Origin of the sequence: Pseudomonas sp. MPFS, assembly GCF_022537035.1 — a bacterium.
GTDB classification, from domain to species: Bacteria; Pseudomonadota; Gammaproteobacteria; order Pseudomonadales; family Pseudomonadaceae; genus Aquipseudomonas; species Aquipseudomonas sessilinigenes.
Map to the genome: position 1 here is coordinate 2,761,273 of NZ_CP066123.1, position 16,135 is coordinate 2,777,407.

Annotated in this window: 18 protein-coding genes; 8 read left to right on the top strand and 10 right to left on the bottom strand. The window is 64.0% G+C overall.

Features of this window, described 5'->3' with window-relative positions; translation table 11 throughout:
* Positions 1-90: 90 nt before the first annotated feature.
* From I9018_RS13030 to I9018_RS13040, 3 genes are all read left to right on the top strand, one after another.
* Entirely contained in the window at positions 91-495 is a 405-nt protein-coding gene (locus I9018_RS13030; protein WP_022643977.1) for a TraR/DksA family transcriptional regulator, read from the top strand.
* A gap of 314 nt (positions 496-809) precedes the next feature.
* Positions 810-2,432, top strand: a complete 1,623-nt coding sequence (locus I9018_RS13035) for a methyl-accepting chemotaxis protein (protein ID WP_124346590.1) — start codon at positions 810-812, stop codon at positions 2,430-2,432.
* A 120-nt stretch (positions 2,433-2,552) separates the two neighbouring features.
* Entirely contained in the window at positions 2,553-2,771 is a 219-nt protein-coding gene (locus tag I9018_RS13040; protein ID WP_068578216.1) for a hypothetical protein, read from the top strand.
* A gap of 51 nt (positions 2,772-2,822) precedes the next feature.
* On the opposite strand, the gene I9018_RS13045 is transcribed toward I9018_RS13040, so the two are convergent.
* Positions 2,823-3,053: a hypothetical protein gene (locus tag I9018_RS13045; protein WP_068578218.1), complete on the bottom strand. Its 231-nt coding sequence runs from the start codon at positions 3,051-3,053 to the stop codon at positions 2,823-2,825.
* A 660-nt stretch (positions 3,054-3,713) separates the two neighbouring features.
* Between I9018_RS13045 and I9018_RS13050 the strand changes: the two genes are divergently transcribed.
* Positions 3,714-4,184 carry a hypothetical protein gene (locus I9018_RS13050; RefSeq protein ID WP_083235648.1) on the top strand — a complete coding sequence of 157 codons (471 nt, stop codon included), beginning with the start codon at positions 3,714-3,716 and terminating at the stop codon, positions 4,182-4,184.
* A 5-nt stretch (positions 4,185-4,189) separates the two neighbouring features.
* Positions 4,190-4,387 carry a hypothetical protein gene (locus tag I9018_RS13055; RefSeq protein ID WP_083235649.1) on the top strand — a complete coding sequence of 66 codons (198 nt, stop codon included), beginning with the start codon at positions 4,190-4,192 and terminating at the stop codon, positions 4,385-4,387.
* A gap of 187 nt (positions 4,388-4,574) precedes the next feature.
* Here the strand turns inward: I9018_RS13055 and I9018_RS13060 are convergent, their stop codons facing one another.
* Entirely contained in the window at positions 4,575-6,710 is a 2,136-nt protein-coding gene (locus I9018_RS13060; protein WP_241109697.1) for a TonB-dependent receptor, read from the bottom strand.
* An 88-nt stretch (positions 6,711-6,798) separates the two neighbouring features.
* On the bottom strand, positions 6,799-7,185 hold the full coding sequence (locus I9018_RS13065; RefSeq protein WP_241109698.1) for a DUF2946 domain-containing protein: 387 nt from the start codon (positions 7,183-7,185) through the stop codon (positions 6,799-6,801).
* 93 nt (positions 7,186-7,278) lie between these two features.
* Between I9018_RS13065 and I9018_RS13070 the strand changes: the two genes are divergently transcribed.
* Positions 7,279-7,716 carry a DUF3995 domain-containing protein gene (locus I9018_RS13070; protein WP_068578227.1) on the top strand — a complete coding sequence of 146 codons (438 nt, stop codon included), beginning with the start codon at positions 7,279-7,281 and terminating at the stop codon, positions 7,714-7,716.
* A 40-nt stretch (positions 7,717-7,756) separates the two neighbouring features.
* Here I9018_RS13070 and I9018_RS13075 read toward each other — a convergent pair whose 3' ends face one another.
* From I9018_RS13075 to I9018_RS13100, 6 genes are read right to left on the bottom strand one after another with little or no spacing between them, the layout of a single operon-like run.
* Positions 7,757-8,125, bottom strand: coding sequence for a Na+/H+ antiporter subunit G (locus tag I9018_RS13075; protein ID WP_124346593.1), 369 nt, complete (start codon positions 8,123-8,125; stop codon positions 7,757-7,759).
* Positions 8,122-8,400 (bottom strand): K+/H+ antiporter subunit F, encoded by a 279-nt coding sequence (locus I9018_RS13080; RefSeq protein WP_068578232.1) that lies wholly within the window; start codon positions 8,398-8,400, stop codon positions 8,122-8,124. Before I9018_RS13080 ends, I9018_RS13075 begins: the two co-directional genes overlap by 4 nt.
* Positions 8,397-8,885, bottom strand: a complete 489-nt coding sequence (locus I9018_RS13085) for a Na+/H+ antiporter subunit E (RefSeq protein WP_068578234.1) — start codon at positions 8,883-8,885, stop codon at positions 8,397-8,399. The genes I9018_RS13080 and I9018_RS13085 overlap by 4 nt, the downstream gene beginning before the upstream one ends.
* Complete coding sequence (locus I9018_RS13090; RefSeq protein WP_241109699.1) at positions 8,882-10,570, bottom strand: monovalent cation/H+ antiporter subunit D; 1,689 nt, start codon at positions 10,568-10,570, stop codon at positions 8,882-8,884. The genes I9018_RS13085 and I9018_RS13090 overlap by 4 nt, the downstream gene beginning before the upstream one ends.
* Positions 10,567-10,911, bottom strand: coding sequence for a Na+/H+ antiporter subunit C (locus I9018_RS13095; RefSeq protein WP_011060906.1), 345 nt, complete (start codon positions 10,909-10,911; stop codon positions 10,567-10,569). Before I9018_RS13095 ends, I9018_RS13090 begins: the two co-directional genes overlap by 4 nt.
* The gene (locus tag I9018_RS13100) at positions 10,911-13,829 is read right to left on the bottom strand and encodes a monovalent cation/H+ antiporter subunit A (protein ID WP_124346595.1); all 2,919 of its coding nucleotides are present in this window, start codon (positions 13,827-13,829) and stop codon (positions 10,911-10,913) included. The genes I9018_RS13095 and I9018_RS13100 overlap by 1 nt, the downstream gene beginning before the upstream one ends.
* A gap of 198 nt (positions 13,830-14,027) precedes the next feature.
* Between I9018_RS13100 and I9018_RS13105 the strand changes: the two genes are divergently transcribed.
* The gene (locus I9018_RS13105; protein WP_241109700.1) at positions 14,028-14,399 is read left to right on the top strand and encodes a hypothetical protein; all 372 of its coding nucleotides are present in this window, start codon (positions 14,028-14,030) and stop codon (positions 14,397-14,399) included.
* Positions 14,400-14,409: 10 nt separating this feature from the next.
* On the opposite strand, the gene I9018_RS13110 is transcribed toward I9018_RS13105, so the two are convergent.
* Complete coding sequence (locus I9018_RS13110; protein WP_241110140.1) at positions 14,410-15,432, bottom strand: DMT family transporter; 1,023 nt, start codon at positions 15,430-15,432, stop codon at positions 14,410-14,412.
* Between I9018_RS13110 and I9018_RS13115 the strand changes: the two genes are divergently transcribed.
* On the top strand, positions 15,427-15,990 hold the full coding sequence (locus tag I9018_RS13115; protein ID WP_068578273.1) for an XRE family transcriptional regulator: 564 nt from the start codon (positions 15,427-15,429) through the stop codon (positions 15,988-15,990). The genes I9018_RS13110 and I9018_RS13115 overlap by 6 nt on opposite strands.
* Positions 15,991-16,135 lie beyond the last annotated feature (145 nt).

Below are 16,135 nucleotides of genomic sequence, written 5' to 3' on the forward strand. Positions count from 1 at the left end.
GGAAGGTATGGCGCCTTTCTGATGACCTGACGGGTCAACCGGAAACAGTTTGAATTCGCCTTAATGCACGTATTTTTTATAGAGAAATCAATGACCAAGGAAAAGTTGCTGGCCATGCCGGCGGATGACTACATGAATGCCGAGCAACACGCTTTTTTCACTGAGCTGTTGCAAGCCATGAAGGTGGAAACCCACGAGCGCATCGAGCAGAACCGGATCGCCATTGAAAGCCTGGATACCCCGGCTGACCCGGCCGACGCCGCTTCCGTCGAAGAAGAGCGCACCTGGTTGGTCAACGCCATCGATCGCGACCAGCGCATGTTGCCGCAGCTGGAGCAGGCCCTGGGCCGGATCAGTGACGACAGCTTCGGCTGGTGCGACGACAGCGGCGAGCCGATCGGCCTCAAGCGCCTGCTGATCAGCCCGACCACCAAGTACTGCATCGAAGCCCAAGAGCGCCACGAGCAGATCGACAAGCACCAGCGCCAAGCTTAAAGGCAGCTGCAAGCTGTCAGTGTTTCAAGTGCATTCTTGCCTCCAGGGGCGCAGCCTAGCCAGCGCTGCGCACTGGAGGGCGAACCTCCCCCCTCGCGGTAATCCTGTGCGATATCCGCAGCTCGTCTTCCATTTCCCTTGATCTACTGCAACATCCCTCCCGGAAGACTCTGAATAATACCTCCCCAAACGTCTCTTGCCGTTTATGGCTGCAAGCTTGCCGCTGCTCTGATTCCTACTAAGGGACCATGGATAATGGCCTTCTAGTGGCGTTTAATGCCGGAAAACAATTAGAACGATATGGGGTGACCAAGATGTCAAGAGAAGGATCTCTCGCGGCGCCTGTCGCGCAGCCGCTGGCCAGCGACGATGGGGGACGTTGGTGGGCGCCGACCCTGCAGAGCGCAGCCTTGATGGCGTTGTTCGCGGGCCAAGCCCTGGGGGGCTGGCCGCTGTACCTGTGCCTGCCGCTGGCGGTGCTGGTGGTCTGGCTGCCTCGCTGGCGCACGCGCAAGGCGCTGGAGACCACGGCGGTCGCGGCCGATACCGAGCTGTCGGCACTGACCCGCGATCTGTCCTACGGCACTACCCACAACGCATTGTCCGCCGCCGCCGTGGCGTACTCGGTAACCCAACTGGCCGGCAAGTTGCAATCGCAGTTGGATGCCGCAGTGAGCATCGTCGGTAACGCCGAGGTCATGATCAAGACCGAGCAGGTCACCTCGCAGCTCAGCCTCCAAGCCCTGGGCGCCGCCAGCGAAGCCCATGCCAGCAGCGCCGAAGGGCGCAGCGTACTGGGCGAGTCCATCACCCGCATGCACCTGCTCAGCCAGCGGGCCAATGACAGCCGCGAGCTGATCGAGGCCCTGAGCCAGCGCAGCGAAGAAATCCAGCGGGTGGCGCTGGTCATCCAGTCCATCGCCAGCCAGACCAACCTGTTGGCGCTCAATGCCGCCATCGAGGCCGCTCGCGCCGGCGAGCATGGCCGTGGTTTCGCCGTGGTCGCCGACGAGGTGCGCGGCCTGGCCGGGCGTACCGCCACCGCCACCGATGAGGTCGGGGTGATGGTGGCCGATATCCAGCAGCGCACCAGCGATGTGGTGGAGCAGATTCGCCAGCTGTCCGACGATCTGAGCCAGGGGGTCGAGCAGGTGGAACACACGGGACGCCACCTGGACAACATCGCCCGCCTGGCTGCCGGGGTCGAGGAGCAGGTCAGCGAGATTGCCCGGGGGGCGCAGACCAATCGCGAGCAGCTCGACAGCCTGTTCCATGCCGTAGAGCAGATGCGCAGCGACCTGGCGGTCAGCGACCAGCAGACCCGCAGCCTGGCCCAGGCAGCGGTACAGATGGAAGGGCAGGCGGAAACCATCAGCGAGCGCCTGGCCGTGGTGGGCCTGGACGATTATCACCAGCGCATCTATGACCTGGCCCGCGAAGGTGCACGGCGTATCGCCGAGCAATTCGAAGCGGACCTGGCAGGCAAGCGCGTTGCCCTCGATGATTTGTTCGACCGCCACTATCAGCTGATCGCCAATACGGAGCCGGCCAGGTACCAGACCCGCTTCGACCGCTATACCGACCAGGTGCTGCCGCCGATCCAGGAGTCGCTGTTGTCACGTCATGATGGCCTGGTGTTTGCCATCGCCTGTACCCAGGAAGGTTATGTGCCAACCCATAACAAGGCGTTTTCCCAGCCGCTGACCGGCGATCCCCAGGTGGACAACCTGCATAACCGCAGCAAGCGCAAGTTTGCCGACCGTACGGGCATCCGCTGTGGCAGCCACCAGCAACCGTTGCTGCTGCAGACCTATACCCGCGACACCGGTGAGCTGATGCATGACCTGTCGGTGCCGATCATGGTCCTGGGCCGGCATTGGGGTGGGTTGCGCTTGGGCTACAAACCGGAGCAGGCGCCACCGCAACGGGCTTCATGAGGCCCGTCATTGTTACCGATGGTGCAATTGTGCTGTGCAGAATCAGGCATGTCGCGTGGAGCGGGAAATTATTAGCATGAGACATCATTAGTCAGCTAACTATTTTCCGGAGAAGACTCCATGCACGGCAAAGTCGATGTGGCGGTGATGATTGGCAGTGGAGTGCCCGCTTCGTTGCGGGCCTTGGGACGCAAGGTGTGCTGGGTGGTGCTGGTCAACGGTGAGCAGCGTGGTACTGCCTTTGCCACGCGCGCCGAAGCCCAGGAGTGCCAGTTGGCCTGGGTGGAGCAGCTGGCGGTGCTCAAGCCGGGCCGGAGGCCGCTCAAGCACTCGGCTTGAACGCTGCCCCGGGTACTGTCGGACTTGCGGGCCGGGTTCCGGCTCAATGACTCAAGCGTCCAGCGCGCCCTGGTCGATGGCCTGCTTGAGGGCCCGGGCCGATGCCCTGGCGGCGGCTGCGGCTTGTGCTGGGGTCTTGAACCAGCGGTCGCGCTCGACCTGGTACAAACCGACCCGATTGCTTGGCGGCTTGGCCCGCAGGGCGATCACGGCCTGGAATTCGCCCCTGACTTCCCGGCACTGGCCGCGGATGAAGAATTCGCCAATATCCAGCTCGGTCATTTCCTGCCTGCTCCCAGGGTGAATGAGTATCAAAGGTCCGCAGGATGCGGTCGAAAAGTTCGCTGTCGAGTATGGCGCGCGGTTTGCTGCCAGATCTTGAGTCAGGTCATGTCCTACTCAGGTTGTAAATGTTCTGACGAGCAGAGTTGACATTTCTTACGACTAATCTTGTCCATGCCTAGCCGTATCAAGGAGAGGGGAGAGTTAGAATCGCGCCTTGTCGAAGGAGGTGTCCAAGGCAGTATTACCTGCTGCATGGCTGCGCGGCTGTTGTGCTTGACTGGGCCTGTATGCAGCGGAAGATCGCTTTGAATGGTCGAAATGCCCAAAGTTGCTCTAGAATTGCCTGTGCCGCCCGAAGTGGCTGCCGATCCAGGGATTCATGTTACTAGACGTATTGGGCCTGCAAGCCTGTTCCAGCATCCATTCCTGATTGCGCAAAGCCATGTTTTTCGGGCCCTGAGCCTACTTTCCTGCCTTCGACACGAGCCTGCCGCATCGGCGAAATGCCCTTTGCCCAGCGCCCGTGGCTGCAGCGGTACCAGGCTCATATGGGTGACTTTTCCGGTTGATCGTTCGAGGTAAGTACGCCGCCATGGCGGTTTTTTGTGCTGTCCATTTTTTCAAGGGCAGCATTATTTGAGTATCGGGGAGCTTTCCTTGGCAGTAAGTAATCTTGAAATGCATGCGTTGTTTGTTTTGGGTGATTTGCGCGCAAAGCTGGTCAAGCAGTTTCAATCTCGTTTTGTCTATGTCACCGAACAATCCGCCGAAGGCATCTACATCGCCGAACTCGATACCGAGTCGGCGATGGTGGTGGACGATAAGCCGCGCCTGGAACTCAAGGTCGGCGATCATTTTCGGGCGGCGGTGCTGCCCAGTCGCGAAGGCGGCAAGATGGAAATCCGCTTTCGCGAGATCAAGCTGACGGTCTATGGCCTGGGCGACTACGCCTTCGTCAGCAGCCCGCTGGGGCAGGGGATCGTGTTCCGGGAAGGCCAGTCGGTGGTGATGGTGTTCGCCGCCAACGAACAGTTGCAGGAAGGCCTGACCAAGACCCTCAAGGCGGTGTCCGCCAAGGCCGCCAAATGGCGCAAGGGCGAACTGATCAGCTTCAAGGCCAGCGAGTGACGAGCCTGAGCCGCGCCGAATTCCACCAGCAGCATCTGGCTGACGCGCGCAACGAGGCCCTGCGCCTGTTCCAGCAGAAGACGGTCTTGCAGGGCGCCTGGCTGAACTGGGTGGCTGCACAGATCTACAGCTTGCGCCCGGCAGCCTACGCCAGCATGGTGCGGCGCGAGCTGCAACGCCTGCAGGAGCCGGAAGGCCCGTGACAACCGTGATACCCGCGCCCTAGCACAGCCCGCTCGTTCCATCGGCCAGCCCCGGACGCAGGTGCGGCGCACCATGGCCCGGCTTGCAAGTTCCTCCATTCGTTGACGAACCAGGCGCAATCGCCCAGGTCTGGGTGTACCCGAACCCTTGGCAAAGTCATTCGGGCCACCACCTTGCAGAGGCGTTTCAGAAGCGGGTTTGCACCGCCACTTCGAAGGTTCGCGGGGTGCCCAGGTAGTAGGCCGGGGACACGTGGGCGAACTGGCCGTAGGTTTCGTTGGTCAGGTTGCGCACCCGCCCGGTAATGCTGGTGTGGCTGTCGAGCTGGTAGCGCAGGAAGCTGCCATACAGGGTGTAGGCGGGCATGGTCAGGGTGTTGGCATTGTCGGCGTAGACCGAGGCCACGTAGCGGGCATCGACCCCGGCCTGCCAGTCGCTCGCCAAGTCATAGGTCAGCCACAGGTTGGCCAGGCGCGAGGGCACGTTGGTGGGGGTATTGCCCTTGCGCGAGACCACCGCGCCGCTGGCGAGCTTTTCATTGAACGCATCGTACTCGGCATCCACCCAGGCGAAGTTGCCCTGGGCCAGCAGTCGCGGGGTGATGCGCAGCGAACTGGCCAGCTCGATGCCCTTCGACGTCTGCTGGCCCACCGGAATGCTATTGGCCGGGTCCAGTGGATCGGTCACGGCGAAGTCCTTGCGTTCGATGCGGTAGGCCGCCACGGTGGCCGAGCCACGACCGTCCAGGTAGTCGAACTTGCTCCCCACCTCCCACTGCTTGCCGGTGGATACGTCGAAGTTCTGGGTACCGCTGGGCTGTTCGGCGGCGGTGCTGTATTGCACATAGACGTTGGCGCTGGGCAAGAACTGCCAGGTCAGGCCCAGGCGTCCCGTGACCGGTTCCCAGCTGCGCTTGAAGTGGCGCGGGTTGCTGGCGGTGATGGCCCGGTGGTTGGTCACGTCCAGGTCGATGGCGTCGTAGCGCAAACCGCTGAGCAGCGACAGCTCGTCGGTCAGGGCCAGGCGGTTCTCGACGAACAGCGCGCGGGTGGTGACCTGGTTGGTCTTGTCCTTGACCCAGCCCTGGCGGGTTCCTTCCAGTTCGTAGAAGTGCCCGGGACGGTAGCTGTTCGGGTCGACCCTGTTGCGGGCCGGTACGTTGTTCGGCGAATTGGTGGTGCTGTTGACCTTGTACTCGAAACCGGCGGCCCAGGTGGTGTCGAGGCCCAGTAGTTGGTCTTCGTGGCGCACCTCGAACTGGTTGCCCACCTGGTTGCCCTGGTGCCGCACCAGGTAGGCGGTGGAGCGGTTCACCAGCCGGTTGTCGGGGCTGTACTGGTAGGTCTCCAGGTTGCGGTAGTCGCGCTGGCTGTCCAGGTGGTAGAGGGTATTGCGCAGGCTGGTGCTGTCGTTGATCCGGTAGTCGAGGATCGAGCGCAGCCAGACGGTGCGCTGTTCGTACAGGCCATCGGCGACGTTGTAGTTATTGAAGCGGTTGTGCTTGTCGATCTTCAGGTCGCCGGCCTTGGGGTTGAGCACTGGCGTGCCCCAGTAGGGGCTGTCCTCGTGCTCGTCCTGATACTCCACGGCCAGGGTGTGGGACAGGTCCGGGGTCAGGTCGCTGAGCAGGGAGAATGCCAGGCTCCAGGCGTCGCGCTCCTGGCGGTCGATATAGCCGTTGCTGGTGTTGTGACTGACATCCAGCCGCGCGAAGTGCTGCACATCGGCGCTGGCCGGGCTCAGGGCATGGTTGACCCCGAAGGCGGTCTGGGTGGTGTCGAAGCTGCCATAGCCGAGCAGGCCCTCGGCGGCCCGTTCGCGGCGTTCGGCCAGCTTGGTCACGTAGTTCAGCGAGCCGCCCACGGAGCCTGCGCCATTGATCAGCGACGACGGGCCGCCCACCAGTTCCACCCGATCATAGATCCAGGCGTCCACAGGGCGGGCCAGGCCGGTGGCGACATTGATGCCATTGAACATCTGGGTGATCTGGCCACTGGTGAAGCCACGATAGGAAACGAAGCCGCCGAACCCCGGAGGAGCGCTGGCATTGACCCCGGGCAGGGCATTGGCGGCGTCCTGGAAGGTACGATCGCCCCGGCGTTCGATGTCCTGGCGGCTGCTCACCGCCACCGAGGCGGGGGTTTCACGCAGGCTCAGGCCCAGGCGCGAGGCCATGCCGCTGGACCGATCGAGCGATAACCCGGGTTCGGCATCCGCTTCGTCGGCACCGATGGTCGTGGGGGCCAGTTCGAGGCCCGGTTGGCCCCAGGCGCTGATAGACAGGCAGCCCAACAGGCTCGCCAGTAAAGGAAGGTGTTTCATTGAAAGGTCCTGAATTCTTGACTAGGAAACAGCCCACGGCCACGCGCCACGCAGAGGGCGCGGTGGAGAGGGCGGATAGGGGCAGGAATCAGGCGTGGGGCGGTGCCCGGGGATGGGCGGTGGGCCAGCTATCGTGGGCAGGGAGGTCGATCTGGGCTACGGCGAGCAGCGGTGGTGCTTGGGGCTGCGGCAGGAAGGCCAGGCCAAGGCTGGTGTTCAGCGCCGGGTCCATGCCGCCGGTGGAGCACAGCGGGCAACCGAAGGCCTTGGCCAGGGTCGGCAGCGAATCCTGGTCGGTGGGGGCCTGCACGGGCGCCTGGGTGGCCGGGTCGACGCTACAGAACTGCCCGCCGATGCCGTTGAGCTGCATGCCCAGCATCTGGCCATGGCCGATACTGCAGGCGAACACGTTGAACAGGACGCAGCAATACAGCATCCAGGCAACGAGCGAGCGATCGGAACGGGCGAATTTCATGGGCCGGCACTTTAGCATCGAAGACGACGAACGTACTTACCAAAACGTGCAATCAGGTCCATTCTTCAGCGAAATTTTCCAGGGACGTCCAACATGACTCATCTGCTTGCACAGGGAGTGGCCGGAACCTTTTTATCGATCAGCCTGTTGCACCTGTACTGGGCCGCTGGCGGCAAGCGCGGCAGCGAGGCGGTGATCCCGCAGGTGCCGGGGCCTGTACCCGGGCAGAGCCAGCCGGCCTTCCAGCCCCCGGCGCTGGCGACCTTGCTGGTGGCGCTGGCCCTGTTGCTGGTGGCGCTGCTGGTGTGCCTGCGGGTCGGGCTCCTGTTGCCGAGCGTGAGCCATCCGGCCTTGCAGTGGGTCATCAGCGCCATGGCCTTGCTGATGTTCGCCCGGGCCATTGGCGACTCGGAACTGGTGGGGTTCTTCAAGCAGGTGCGCGGCTCGACGTTCGCCCGGCTCGATACGCTGTTCTATTGCCCCTTGTGTGTGGTGCTGGGGGCCGGGCTGCTGGTACTGGCCTGGGCCTGACCAGCCCCGCAAGGTAGGCGCGGGGCAAGCCCGCGCCGCCTCAGTTGCCGGTTTCCTGGCGTTTGCTGCTGACTTCCGCCGGCACGTCGTCACCGGCCATGCGTTTGCGGAACAATGCGGCGCGGGCCAGCAACAAGGTGGTCACCGGTACAGTGATCGACAGCAGGATCGGGATCAGCCAGGCATGCAGCACCGGCCCCGACTTGAGCGCCGAGAAATACAGGATCGAGGCCAGGGCCACGCTCCACGAGCCCAGGGTCGAGGCCAGGGCCGGCGGGTGCATGCGCTGGAAGTAGCTTTTCATGCGCAGGATGCCCACGGCGCCGATCAGGGCGAACAGGCTGCTGAGCAGTAGCAGCAGCGCCACCAGGATTTCCACCCACAGGGGCAGTTGTTGCAGGTCGTTCATTCGATCACCTCGCCACGCAGGAGGAATTTGGCCAGGGCGAAGGAGCCGACGAAGCCGAACAGGGCGATCAGCAGCGCCGCCTCGAAGTAGGTATCGCTGGAGTAGCGGATGCCCAGCACCAGCATCATCAGCATCGCCAGGATGTACAGGTAGTCCAGCGCCAGGACCCGGTCCTGGGCCGAGGGGCCCTTGAACAGGCGCACCAGGGTCAGGACCATGGCCAGGGAAAAGATGAACAGGCTCAGCAGGATCGCGTTATCCATCAGTGCACTCATTCGAAGATCTCCATCAGCGGACGCTCGTAGGTGGTCTTGAAGTGCTGGATGAATTGCGCCTCGTCCTCCAGGTCGAAGACGTGCAGCAAGAGGATGCTGCGATCCAGCGACAGCTCGGACCAGACCGTACCCGGCACCACCGTGGTGATGGTCGACAGCGCCGCCAGGCCGTTGGCATCGCGCAGGTCCAGGGGCACCTTGACGAAGGCCGAGCGCACCGGGCGCCGACCGTTATTGAGCACGCCCCAGGCCACCAACAGGTTCGACACCAGCACATCGCGCCCCACCAACAGGAACAGGCGCAGGATGGTCCACGGTCGGCGGATGCGGATCGGCTGCGGGCGCAGCGGGCGCATCAGCAGCGGCGCGAGAAAACCCAGCATCGCGCCCAGCAGCAGGTTGCCGGGGCTGACGGAGAGGTTCAGCAGCAGCCACAACAACCACAACGCCAGGGACAGGAAGGGCGAGGGGAACAGGCGCTTCATGGCTGCACCTCCATCGACAGTGCGGCCTTGGCCTCGGGGCTGAGCACCGTGCGAGTCCCCAGTACCGCCATCACATAGTGCTCGGGCTGGTTGAGGTTGTTGGCGGTGTCCTGGGTAAAGCGCAGCAGCGGCTCGGCCTTGATGCTCAGCAGCACGCACAGCGCCAGCAGGATCACGATCGGCATGCATTCCAGGCGCCGTAGTACGGGCGAAGGCCGCTCCTCCGGGGTCCAGAAGCGGCGGATGCCCAGGCGTGCAAAAGCGACCAGCGAGGCCAGGCCCGACAGGATCAGCAGCACCAAAAAGCACCAGCCCGCCACTGGAACCTGGGCATCGGGACTGCTGCCCAGGCCCTGGGGATTGAGCAATGCGGCGATCAGGTTGAGCTTGCCGATAAAGCCCGACAGCGGCGGCATGCCGATGATCAGCAGGGCACAGGCGATGAAGCTCAGGCCCAGGAACGCCATGGTCCAGGGGATCACCTGGCCGACCACCACTTGCTGTTCGTCGTCGAGGTTGCTGCCCCGTGGCGGGTTTCGCGAACCCACCGGTTGCGGCAGGATTTCACCTTCATCCTCCAGTGGGGCTTCGGTGGCCGAACGCGAGCGCTCGATCAGCTCGGCCAGGAGAAACAAGGCGCACATCGCCAGGGTCGAGCTGAACAGGTAGAACAGCGCCGCGCCGGTGAGGGCCGGGTCGGCGAAGCCGATCACCGCGAGCAGGATGCCCGCCGAGACCAGGATACTCAGGCTGGCCATGCGTTCCAGGCGCTGCGCCGCGAGGATCGCCAGCGCCGCGCAGAAGATCGTCGCCAGGCCGCCGTACACCAGCCATTGGCTGCCGAAGTAGGCCGAAGCCCCGGCTTGCCCGGAGAACAACAGGGTCCACAGGCGCAGTACGGTATAGACCCCGACCTTGGTCATGACCGCGAACAAGGCCGCTACCGGCGCGCTGGCCGAGGAGTAGGCCGGCACCAGCCAGAAGTTCAGCGGCCACATCCCGGCCTTGGCCAGGAAGGCGATGGCCAGGATCGCGGCACCGGCGTGCAGCAGGCCGCGATCGGCCTCGGGCACCAGGGGGATCTTCATCGCCAGGTCGGCCATGTTCAGGGTGCCGGTGACCCCGTAGATCATCGCCGTACCAATCAGGAACAACGACGAGGCCAGGAGGTTGATGGTGATGTAGTGCAGCCCCGAGGACACCCGCGCCCGTCCGGAGCCGTGCAGCATCAGGCCATAGGAGGCTGCCAGCAGCACCTCGAAGAACACGAACAGGTTGAACAGGTCGGCGGTGAGGAAGGCGCCGTACAGGCCCATCAACTGGATCTGGAACAACGCATGGAAGCTCGCGCCGGCCCCGTCCCAGCGGGCCATGGCGAACAGCAATGCGCAGGTACCGATGATGCCGGTCAGCACCAGCATCAGCGCCGACAGGCGATCGACCACCAGCACGATGCCGAACGGCACCTGCCAGTTGCTCGGCAGGTACACGCCGAAGGAGCCGGTGGCGCCCTCGGCCTGGGTCCAGTACAGCAGGTACAGCGCCAGGCCCAGGCCCAGCAGGCTGGAGAACAGGTTGATCCGGGCCTTGAGCGGGCGGTGTTTCTCCCCCAGCAACAGGAGCAGGGCCGCGGTCAGCAGCGGCAGCAGGATGGGGGCGACGATCAGGTGCGACAACAGGTTCATTCCTTGGGCTCCCGACCGTCGACATGGTCGGTGCCGGTCAGGCCCCGGGATGCCAGGAGTACCACCAGGAACAGCGCAGTCATGGCGAAGCTGATGACGATGGCGGTGAGCACCAGCGCCTGGGGCAGGGGATCGGTGTAGTGCAGCAGGTCCTGGGGCACGCCGTCCTTGACGATCGGCTCCTTGCCGATGAACAGGCTGCCCATGCTGAAGATGAACAGGTTGACCGCGTATGACAGCAGGCACAGGCCCATCACCACCTGGAAGGTCCGGGGGCGTAGCACCAGCCAGACCCCCGAGGCGGCGAGGACACCAATGGCGATTGCAATGACTTCTTCCATCAGGCGGCTCCGCTCTTGATCAGGGACTTGGACTGGCTGGCAGGCTTGTGGGCCCGCACCGACTGGTGCGCCAGGGCGGTGAGGATCAGCAGCGTCGCACCCACCACCACCGCGTACACGCCAATGTCGAAGAACAGCGCGCTGGCGATATGGATATCGCCGAACAGCGGCAGGTCCAGGTGCAGGGTGTGGGTGGTCAGGAACGGATAGCCCCAGGCCAGGGCGCCCAGGCCCGTGGCCACGGCGAACAGCAGGCCGGTGCCCATCCAGCGCAGCGGTCGCAGGCTCATCTGCGCCTCCACCCACTGGGTGCCGGCCACCATGTACTGCAGGATGAACGCCACCGACATCACCAGCCCGGCGACGAAACCGCCGCCCGGCAGGTTGTGCCCGCGCATGAACAGGTAGAAGGACACCACCAGGGCGATCGGCAGCAGCAGGCGCACCAGCACCGCGGGCACCATCATGAAACCCAGGGCGGTGTCGCTGGCCTGGCGCGGGTTGACCAGGTCGGTGACCACGTCCGGTGCCAGCAGGCGCTGCTGGGCCGGTAGTTGCATGCTCTCCTTGGGCGGGCGGAAGCGTCGCAGCAGGGCGAACACGGTCAGGGCCACGGCCACCAGCACGGTGATCTCGCCCAGGGTGTCGAAGCTGCGGAAATCCACCAGGGTCACGTTGACCACATTGGTGCCGCCCCCCTCGGGCAGGGCCCGGCTCAGGTAGAACGAGGAAATGTCGTTGGGCGTCGGCCGAGTCAGCATGGCGTAGGACAACAGCGCCATGCCCAGGCCCACGGCGACCGACAGGCTCAGGTCGCGCAGGCGGCGGATACGCGCCTTGGGCACGCTGCTGGGCAGCGGCGAGACGTCTTCGATCCGCCGTGGCAGCCAGCGCAGGCCCAACAGGATCAACACCGTGGTCACCACTTCCACCACCAATTGCGTCAAGGCGAGGTCGGGAGCGGAGAACCAGACGAAGGTCACGCAGGTCATCAGCCCGCAGACGCTGACCATGGTCAGGGCCGCCAGGCGGTGGTACTTGGCCTGCCAGGCGGCGCCCAGGGCACAGGCGATGGCCAGCAGCCAGAAAGTCACGAAGACAATGGAACCGGGGATCTTCGGCCGGTCGCCCCAGGTCAGGCTGCTGTAGAGCATGGGGATCAACCCGGCGATCACCGCCGCCAGCACCAGCAGGAACAGCTGGCTCTGCAGGCGCTTGGTGCTCAAGTGCCGTTCAAGGCTGCGGGCCTGGCGAGTCAGGGCCACCAGGCAGCGTTCGAACAGGCGCTTGCCGTTGAAGCGGCCCACGCCCGGCGGGTAGGCGAAACGGCCACGCACCAGCGGCTTGCGCAGCAGCAGGTAGAGGACGATGCCGCAGGACATGGCGATCAGGCTCATGATCATCGGCGCGTTGAGGCCGTGCCAGATCGCCAGGCTGTACTCGGGCAGGGTCCCGCCCACCACCGGCCGTGCGGCGGCGGCCAACAACGGCCCGATGATCTGGGCCGGGAAGATCCCCACCAGCAGGCAGGTGAACACCAGCAGCTCCACCGGTGCGCGCATCCAGCGTGGCGGCTCGTGGGGCGTGTGGGGCAGGTCGGTGGCCGGCTTGCCGAAGAACACATCGACGGTGAAGCGCAGGGCATAGGCGACGCTGAAGGTCCCGGCGATGGTGGCGATCACCGGCAGGGCGATCTCGACCCAGGCGCTGGAATTGATGAACACCGTCTCGGCGAAGAACATCTCCTTGGACAGGAAGCCGTTGAGCAGCGGCACCCCGGCCATGGAGGCGCTGGCCACCATGGCCAGGGTCGCGGTGTAGGGCATCAACTTGATCAGGCCGTTGAGCTTGCGGATGTCGCGGCTGCCGCTCTCGTGGTCGATGATCCCGGCGGCCATGAACAGCGAGGCCTTGAAGGTGGCGTGGTTGAGGATGTGGAATACCGCGGCCACCGCTGCCAGCGGGCTGTTCAGGCCCAGCAGCAGGGTGATCAGGCCCAGGTGGCTGATGGTGGAGTAGGCCAGCAGACCCTTGAGGTCGTTCTGGAACATCGCGCAATAAGCGCCCAGCACCAGGGTACAGGCGCCGGCGCCGCCGACGATCCAGAACCATTCCTCGCTGCCGGACAGCGATGGCCACAGGCGGGCCAGGAGAAACACCCCGGCCTTGACCATGGTTGCCGAGTGCAGGTAGGCCGAGACCGGGGTCGGTGCGGCCATGGCGTGGGGAAGCCAGAAGTGGAAGGGGAATTGTGCGCTCTTGCTCAGTGCACCGAGCAGGATCAGGGGAAGCAGGACAGGGTAGAGGGCATGGGCCCTGATCTTGTCGCCGGCAGCCAGTACCTGATCCAGGTCATAGCTGCCCACCACATGGCCGAGCAGCATGACCCCCGCCAACAGGCATAATCCCCCGGCCCCGGTGACCATCAGCGCCATGTAGGCACCACGGCGGGCGTCGGAACGGTGATGCCAATAGCCGATCAGCAGGAACGAGAAGAGGCTGGTCAGTTCCCAGAAGAACACGATCTGGATCAGGTTGCCGGAGATCACCAGGCCCAGCATGGCGCCCATGAACGCCAGGAAAAAGGCGAAGAAGCGCGGCACCGGGTCCTGGGGCGACATGTAGTAGCGGGCATACAACGACACCAGGGTGCCGATGCCCAGCACCAGCAGCGAGAACAGCCAGGCGAAGCCGTCCAGGCGCAACACGAAGTTCAGTCCCAGGCTGGGCAGCCAGGCATACTCCTCGCGAATGATCCCGCCATCGGCGATCTGCGGGTACAGCAGGGCCACCTGGACGGTGCCGATAAGGGCAACCAGGCCGGCCAGCAAGGATTCGGTATTACGTGCGTTGTGCGGCAACAGGGCCGCCAGACAGCTGCCCATGAACGGCAGAAGCAGTAGAACTATCAGGGACATAGGCTTCTAATCTGCGGAAAAGTATGACGCATAATACGTGCCAGGCCCTGGATCACCAACCGCCAAGCGCGGCCAGGCAGCCATCAGAAATGTTACATGCGCTTTCAAAGGTAGGAGACAAATGCCTGCTTCGCCCGTTCCCGGGTGTTTGTACAAGGTTTGCCCTGCACGCAACTCATCGGACAAGGATCGACACGGATGCACCCAGCCCAAACCACCACCCGCCGATTTCTCCGGCGTGGCTGCTTTGCCCTGCTGTTCACCTGCCTGGGCGCCGCGTTGGCCATCGGCCTGGAGCGGTTGTACCCGCCGGCCCAGGAGATGATCAGCACCCGCAAGGCCCTGGTCATCGACGGCCCCCCGGACGACGGGCACAGTTACCTGTTGCCGCCGGGCACCGTGCTGTATTACGAAAAGGCCATGCCGGAGGGGCATGTCCGCTACCGGGCCTATTTCTATTACAAGGGCAAAATTGAAGGTGATCCGCTGCCGCTGGAGCCCAAGCACCATGGGTCCTTGATCGCCCCGGGCTGGCTTTCGGGCCCTGAGCCTGACGCGTCGTCCTTGTAGGTGGCCGGGGTCAGGGCGGTGTCGACTCACCGCCCAGGGTGGCTTCTGGCCTGTGCGTCGATCTACGGTTGATCTTCAGCTCGCTGACGATCACCGCCAGCACGATCATCGCCCCGCCCACTAGGGCCAGGGCGGGCAGGCGCTCACCGGCGATGCGCCCGACGATCCCGGCCCAGACCGGTTCGCCGGCATAGATCAGCGTGGCCCGGGTCGGCGAGACGCTCCTTTGCGCCCAGTTCATCGCCACCTGGATCGCCGCGCTGGAGGCTCCCAGGCCCAGGGCGATGACCAGCAGCAGCCAGGAGAATTCCGGCAGTGTTTCCCCGGTCGGCACCACCATGGCAAAGGCCAGTACCGAGGTCACCGCCAATTGCACCACCGTCACCCGGCGCACGTCCACGCGCCCGGCGAAACTGCTGATGAGGATGATTTCCGCGGCGATCGCCACGGTGCTGATCAGGGTTGCGATCTCTCCGGGGCTGAAATCCAGGGAAGCGCCATTGGGCCCGGACAGCAGCATCAGCCCGGTGAATGCCAGCATGATCCCCAGGCTGGGCAGCAAGCCTGGGCGCTTGCCCATGAACAGCCATTGCAGCAAGGGCACGAAGGGCACGTACAACGCGGTGATGAAGGCCGACTGGCTGCTGGGGATGGTTTGCAGGCCCACGGTCTGCAAACCGTAGCCGAGCACGATGGCGACCCCGATGAAACTGCCGGCGCGCAATTCGAACAGGGTCAGCCCACGCAGGCGCGACCCGGAAAACAGCGCGACGATAGCGGCCGCCGCGGCGAAGCGCAGGCCGACGAAGAACATCGGGCCACTGACGCTCATGGCCTGTTGCACCAGCAGGAAGGTAGCGCCCCAGATCATGGTGATCAGCACCAGCACGGCCTCGGCCTTGCTGAGCTTGTAGGAAAAAGTGCTGGGAGCCTTGGATGTCATGGTCTTGCGTGCTACCTGAGGGGAACGCACAATGCGCCGAAAGTTGAGCAGTATACTGCGCAGGTACCAGGGGTGAGCAATATAGTGCACAAGGAAAACACGCAACGGGCGTCAGTCCTGCAACACGTCAGCCTCAATGTCCGGCGCTTGCGGCATGCCGCAGGCTTGAGCCAGACCGCCCTGGCGGAAAAATCCGCTGTCAGTCGGCGCATGCTGGTAGCCATCGAGGCCGGGGAGAAGAACGTCAGCCTGGGCACCCTGGACCGGGTGGCCGAAGCCCTGGGCGTAGCCTTCAGCGACCTGATCCAGGCCCCGGACTCCCGGGACTCCACTCGTATCAATGAATTGGCCTGGGCCGGGGTGATTCCCGGCAGTCGCGCGATGTTGCTGGCCAAGGCCGACGCGACCCGTGAAGTGGAACTGTGGGAATGGCGCCTGGAGCCGGGGGAGGTGTATCGCTCCGAGTGCGATGCCGAGGGCTGGAGCGAGCAGTTGTACGTCTTCGAGGGCTGCCTGACGGTGTTCTTCGGCGATGACGAACGTCGCCTGGAGAGTGGCGATTTCTTCATGTTCGCCAGCCATGTTCCCCATGGCTATCGCAATGACGGCGAGCAGGCCACACGCTTCGTGCGCAATGTGGTGATCTGAGCGCCAACGTCACGGGCAACTGTTCGCCAGCCAACAGCAGTTGGGCATTTTGCCTGTTTAAAGTTCAGGTCATTTCTCTTGTTTGTTTTTTAGATTATTGATTTAAAAGAATTTTATTCTTAGGCACGGGTTCTGCAATTGTCCT

What these genes read in the sequence shown, in the direction of transcription:
- I9018_RS13030 (WP_022643977.1), top strand. Translation starts at nt 91, where the DNA reads ATGACCAAGGAAAAGTTGCTGGCCATGCCGGCGGATGACTACATGAAT.
- I9018_RS13035 (WP_124346590.1), top strand. Translation starts at nt 810, where the DNA reads ATGTCAAGAGAAGGATCTCTCGCGGCGCCTGTCGCGCAGCCGCTGGCC.
- I9018_RS13040 (WP_068578216.1), top strand. Translation starts at nt 2,553, where the DNA reads ATGCACGGCAAAGTCGATGTGGCGGTGATGATTGGCAGTGGAGTGCCC.
- I9018_RS13045 (WP_068578218.1), bottom strand. Translation starts at nt 3,053, where the DNA reads ATGACCGAGCTGGATATTGGCGAATTCTTCATCCGCGGCCAGTGCCGG.
- I9018_RS13060 (WP_241109697.1), bottom strand. Translation starts at nt 6,710, where the DNA reads ATGAAACACCTTCCTTTACTGGCGAGCCTGTTGGGCTGCCTGTCTATC.
- I9018_RS13065 (WP_241109698.1), bottom strand. Translation starts at nt 7,185, where the DNA reads ATGAAATTCGCCCGTTCCGATCGCTCGCTCGTTGCCTGGATGCTGTAT.
- I9018_RS13070 (WP_068578227.1), top strand. Translation starts at nt 7,279, where the DNA reads ATGACTCATCTGCTTGCACAGGGAGTGGCCGGAACCTTTTTATCGATC.
- I9018_RS13075 (WP_124346593.1), bottom strand. Translation starts at nt 8,125, where the DNA reads ATGAACGACCTGCAACAACTGCCCCTGTGGGTGGAAATCCTGGTGGCG.
- I9018_RS13080 (WP_068578232.1), bottom strand. Translation starts at nt 8,400, where the DNA reads ATGAGTGCACTGATGGATAACGCGATCCTGCTGAGCCTGTTCATCTTT.
- I9018_RS13085 (WP_068578234.1), bottom strand. Translation starts at nt 8,885, where the DNA reads ATGAAGCGCCTGTTCCCCTCGCCCTTCCTGTCCCTGGCGTTGTGGTTG.
- I9018_RS13090 (WP_241109699.1), bottom strand. Translation starts at nt 10,570, where the DNA reads ATGAACCTGTTGTCGCACCTGATCGTCGCCCCCATCCTGCTGCCGCTG.
- I9018_RS13095 (WP_011060906.1), bottom strand. Translation starts at nt 10,911, where the DNA reads ATGGAAGAAGTCATTGCAATCGCCATTGGTGTCCTCGCCGCCTCGGGG.
- I9018_RS13100 (WP_124346595.1), bottom strand. Translation starts at nt 13,829, where the DNA reads ATGTCCCTGATAGTTCTACTGCTTCTGCCGTTCATGGGCAGCTGTCTG.
- I9018_RS13105 (WP_241109700.1), top strand. Translation starts at nt 14,028, where the DNA reads ATGCACCCAGCCCAAACCACCACCCGCCGATTTCTCCGGCGTGGCTGC.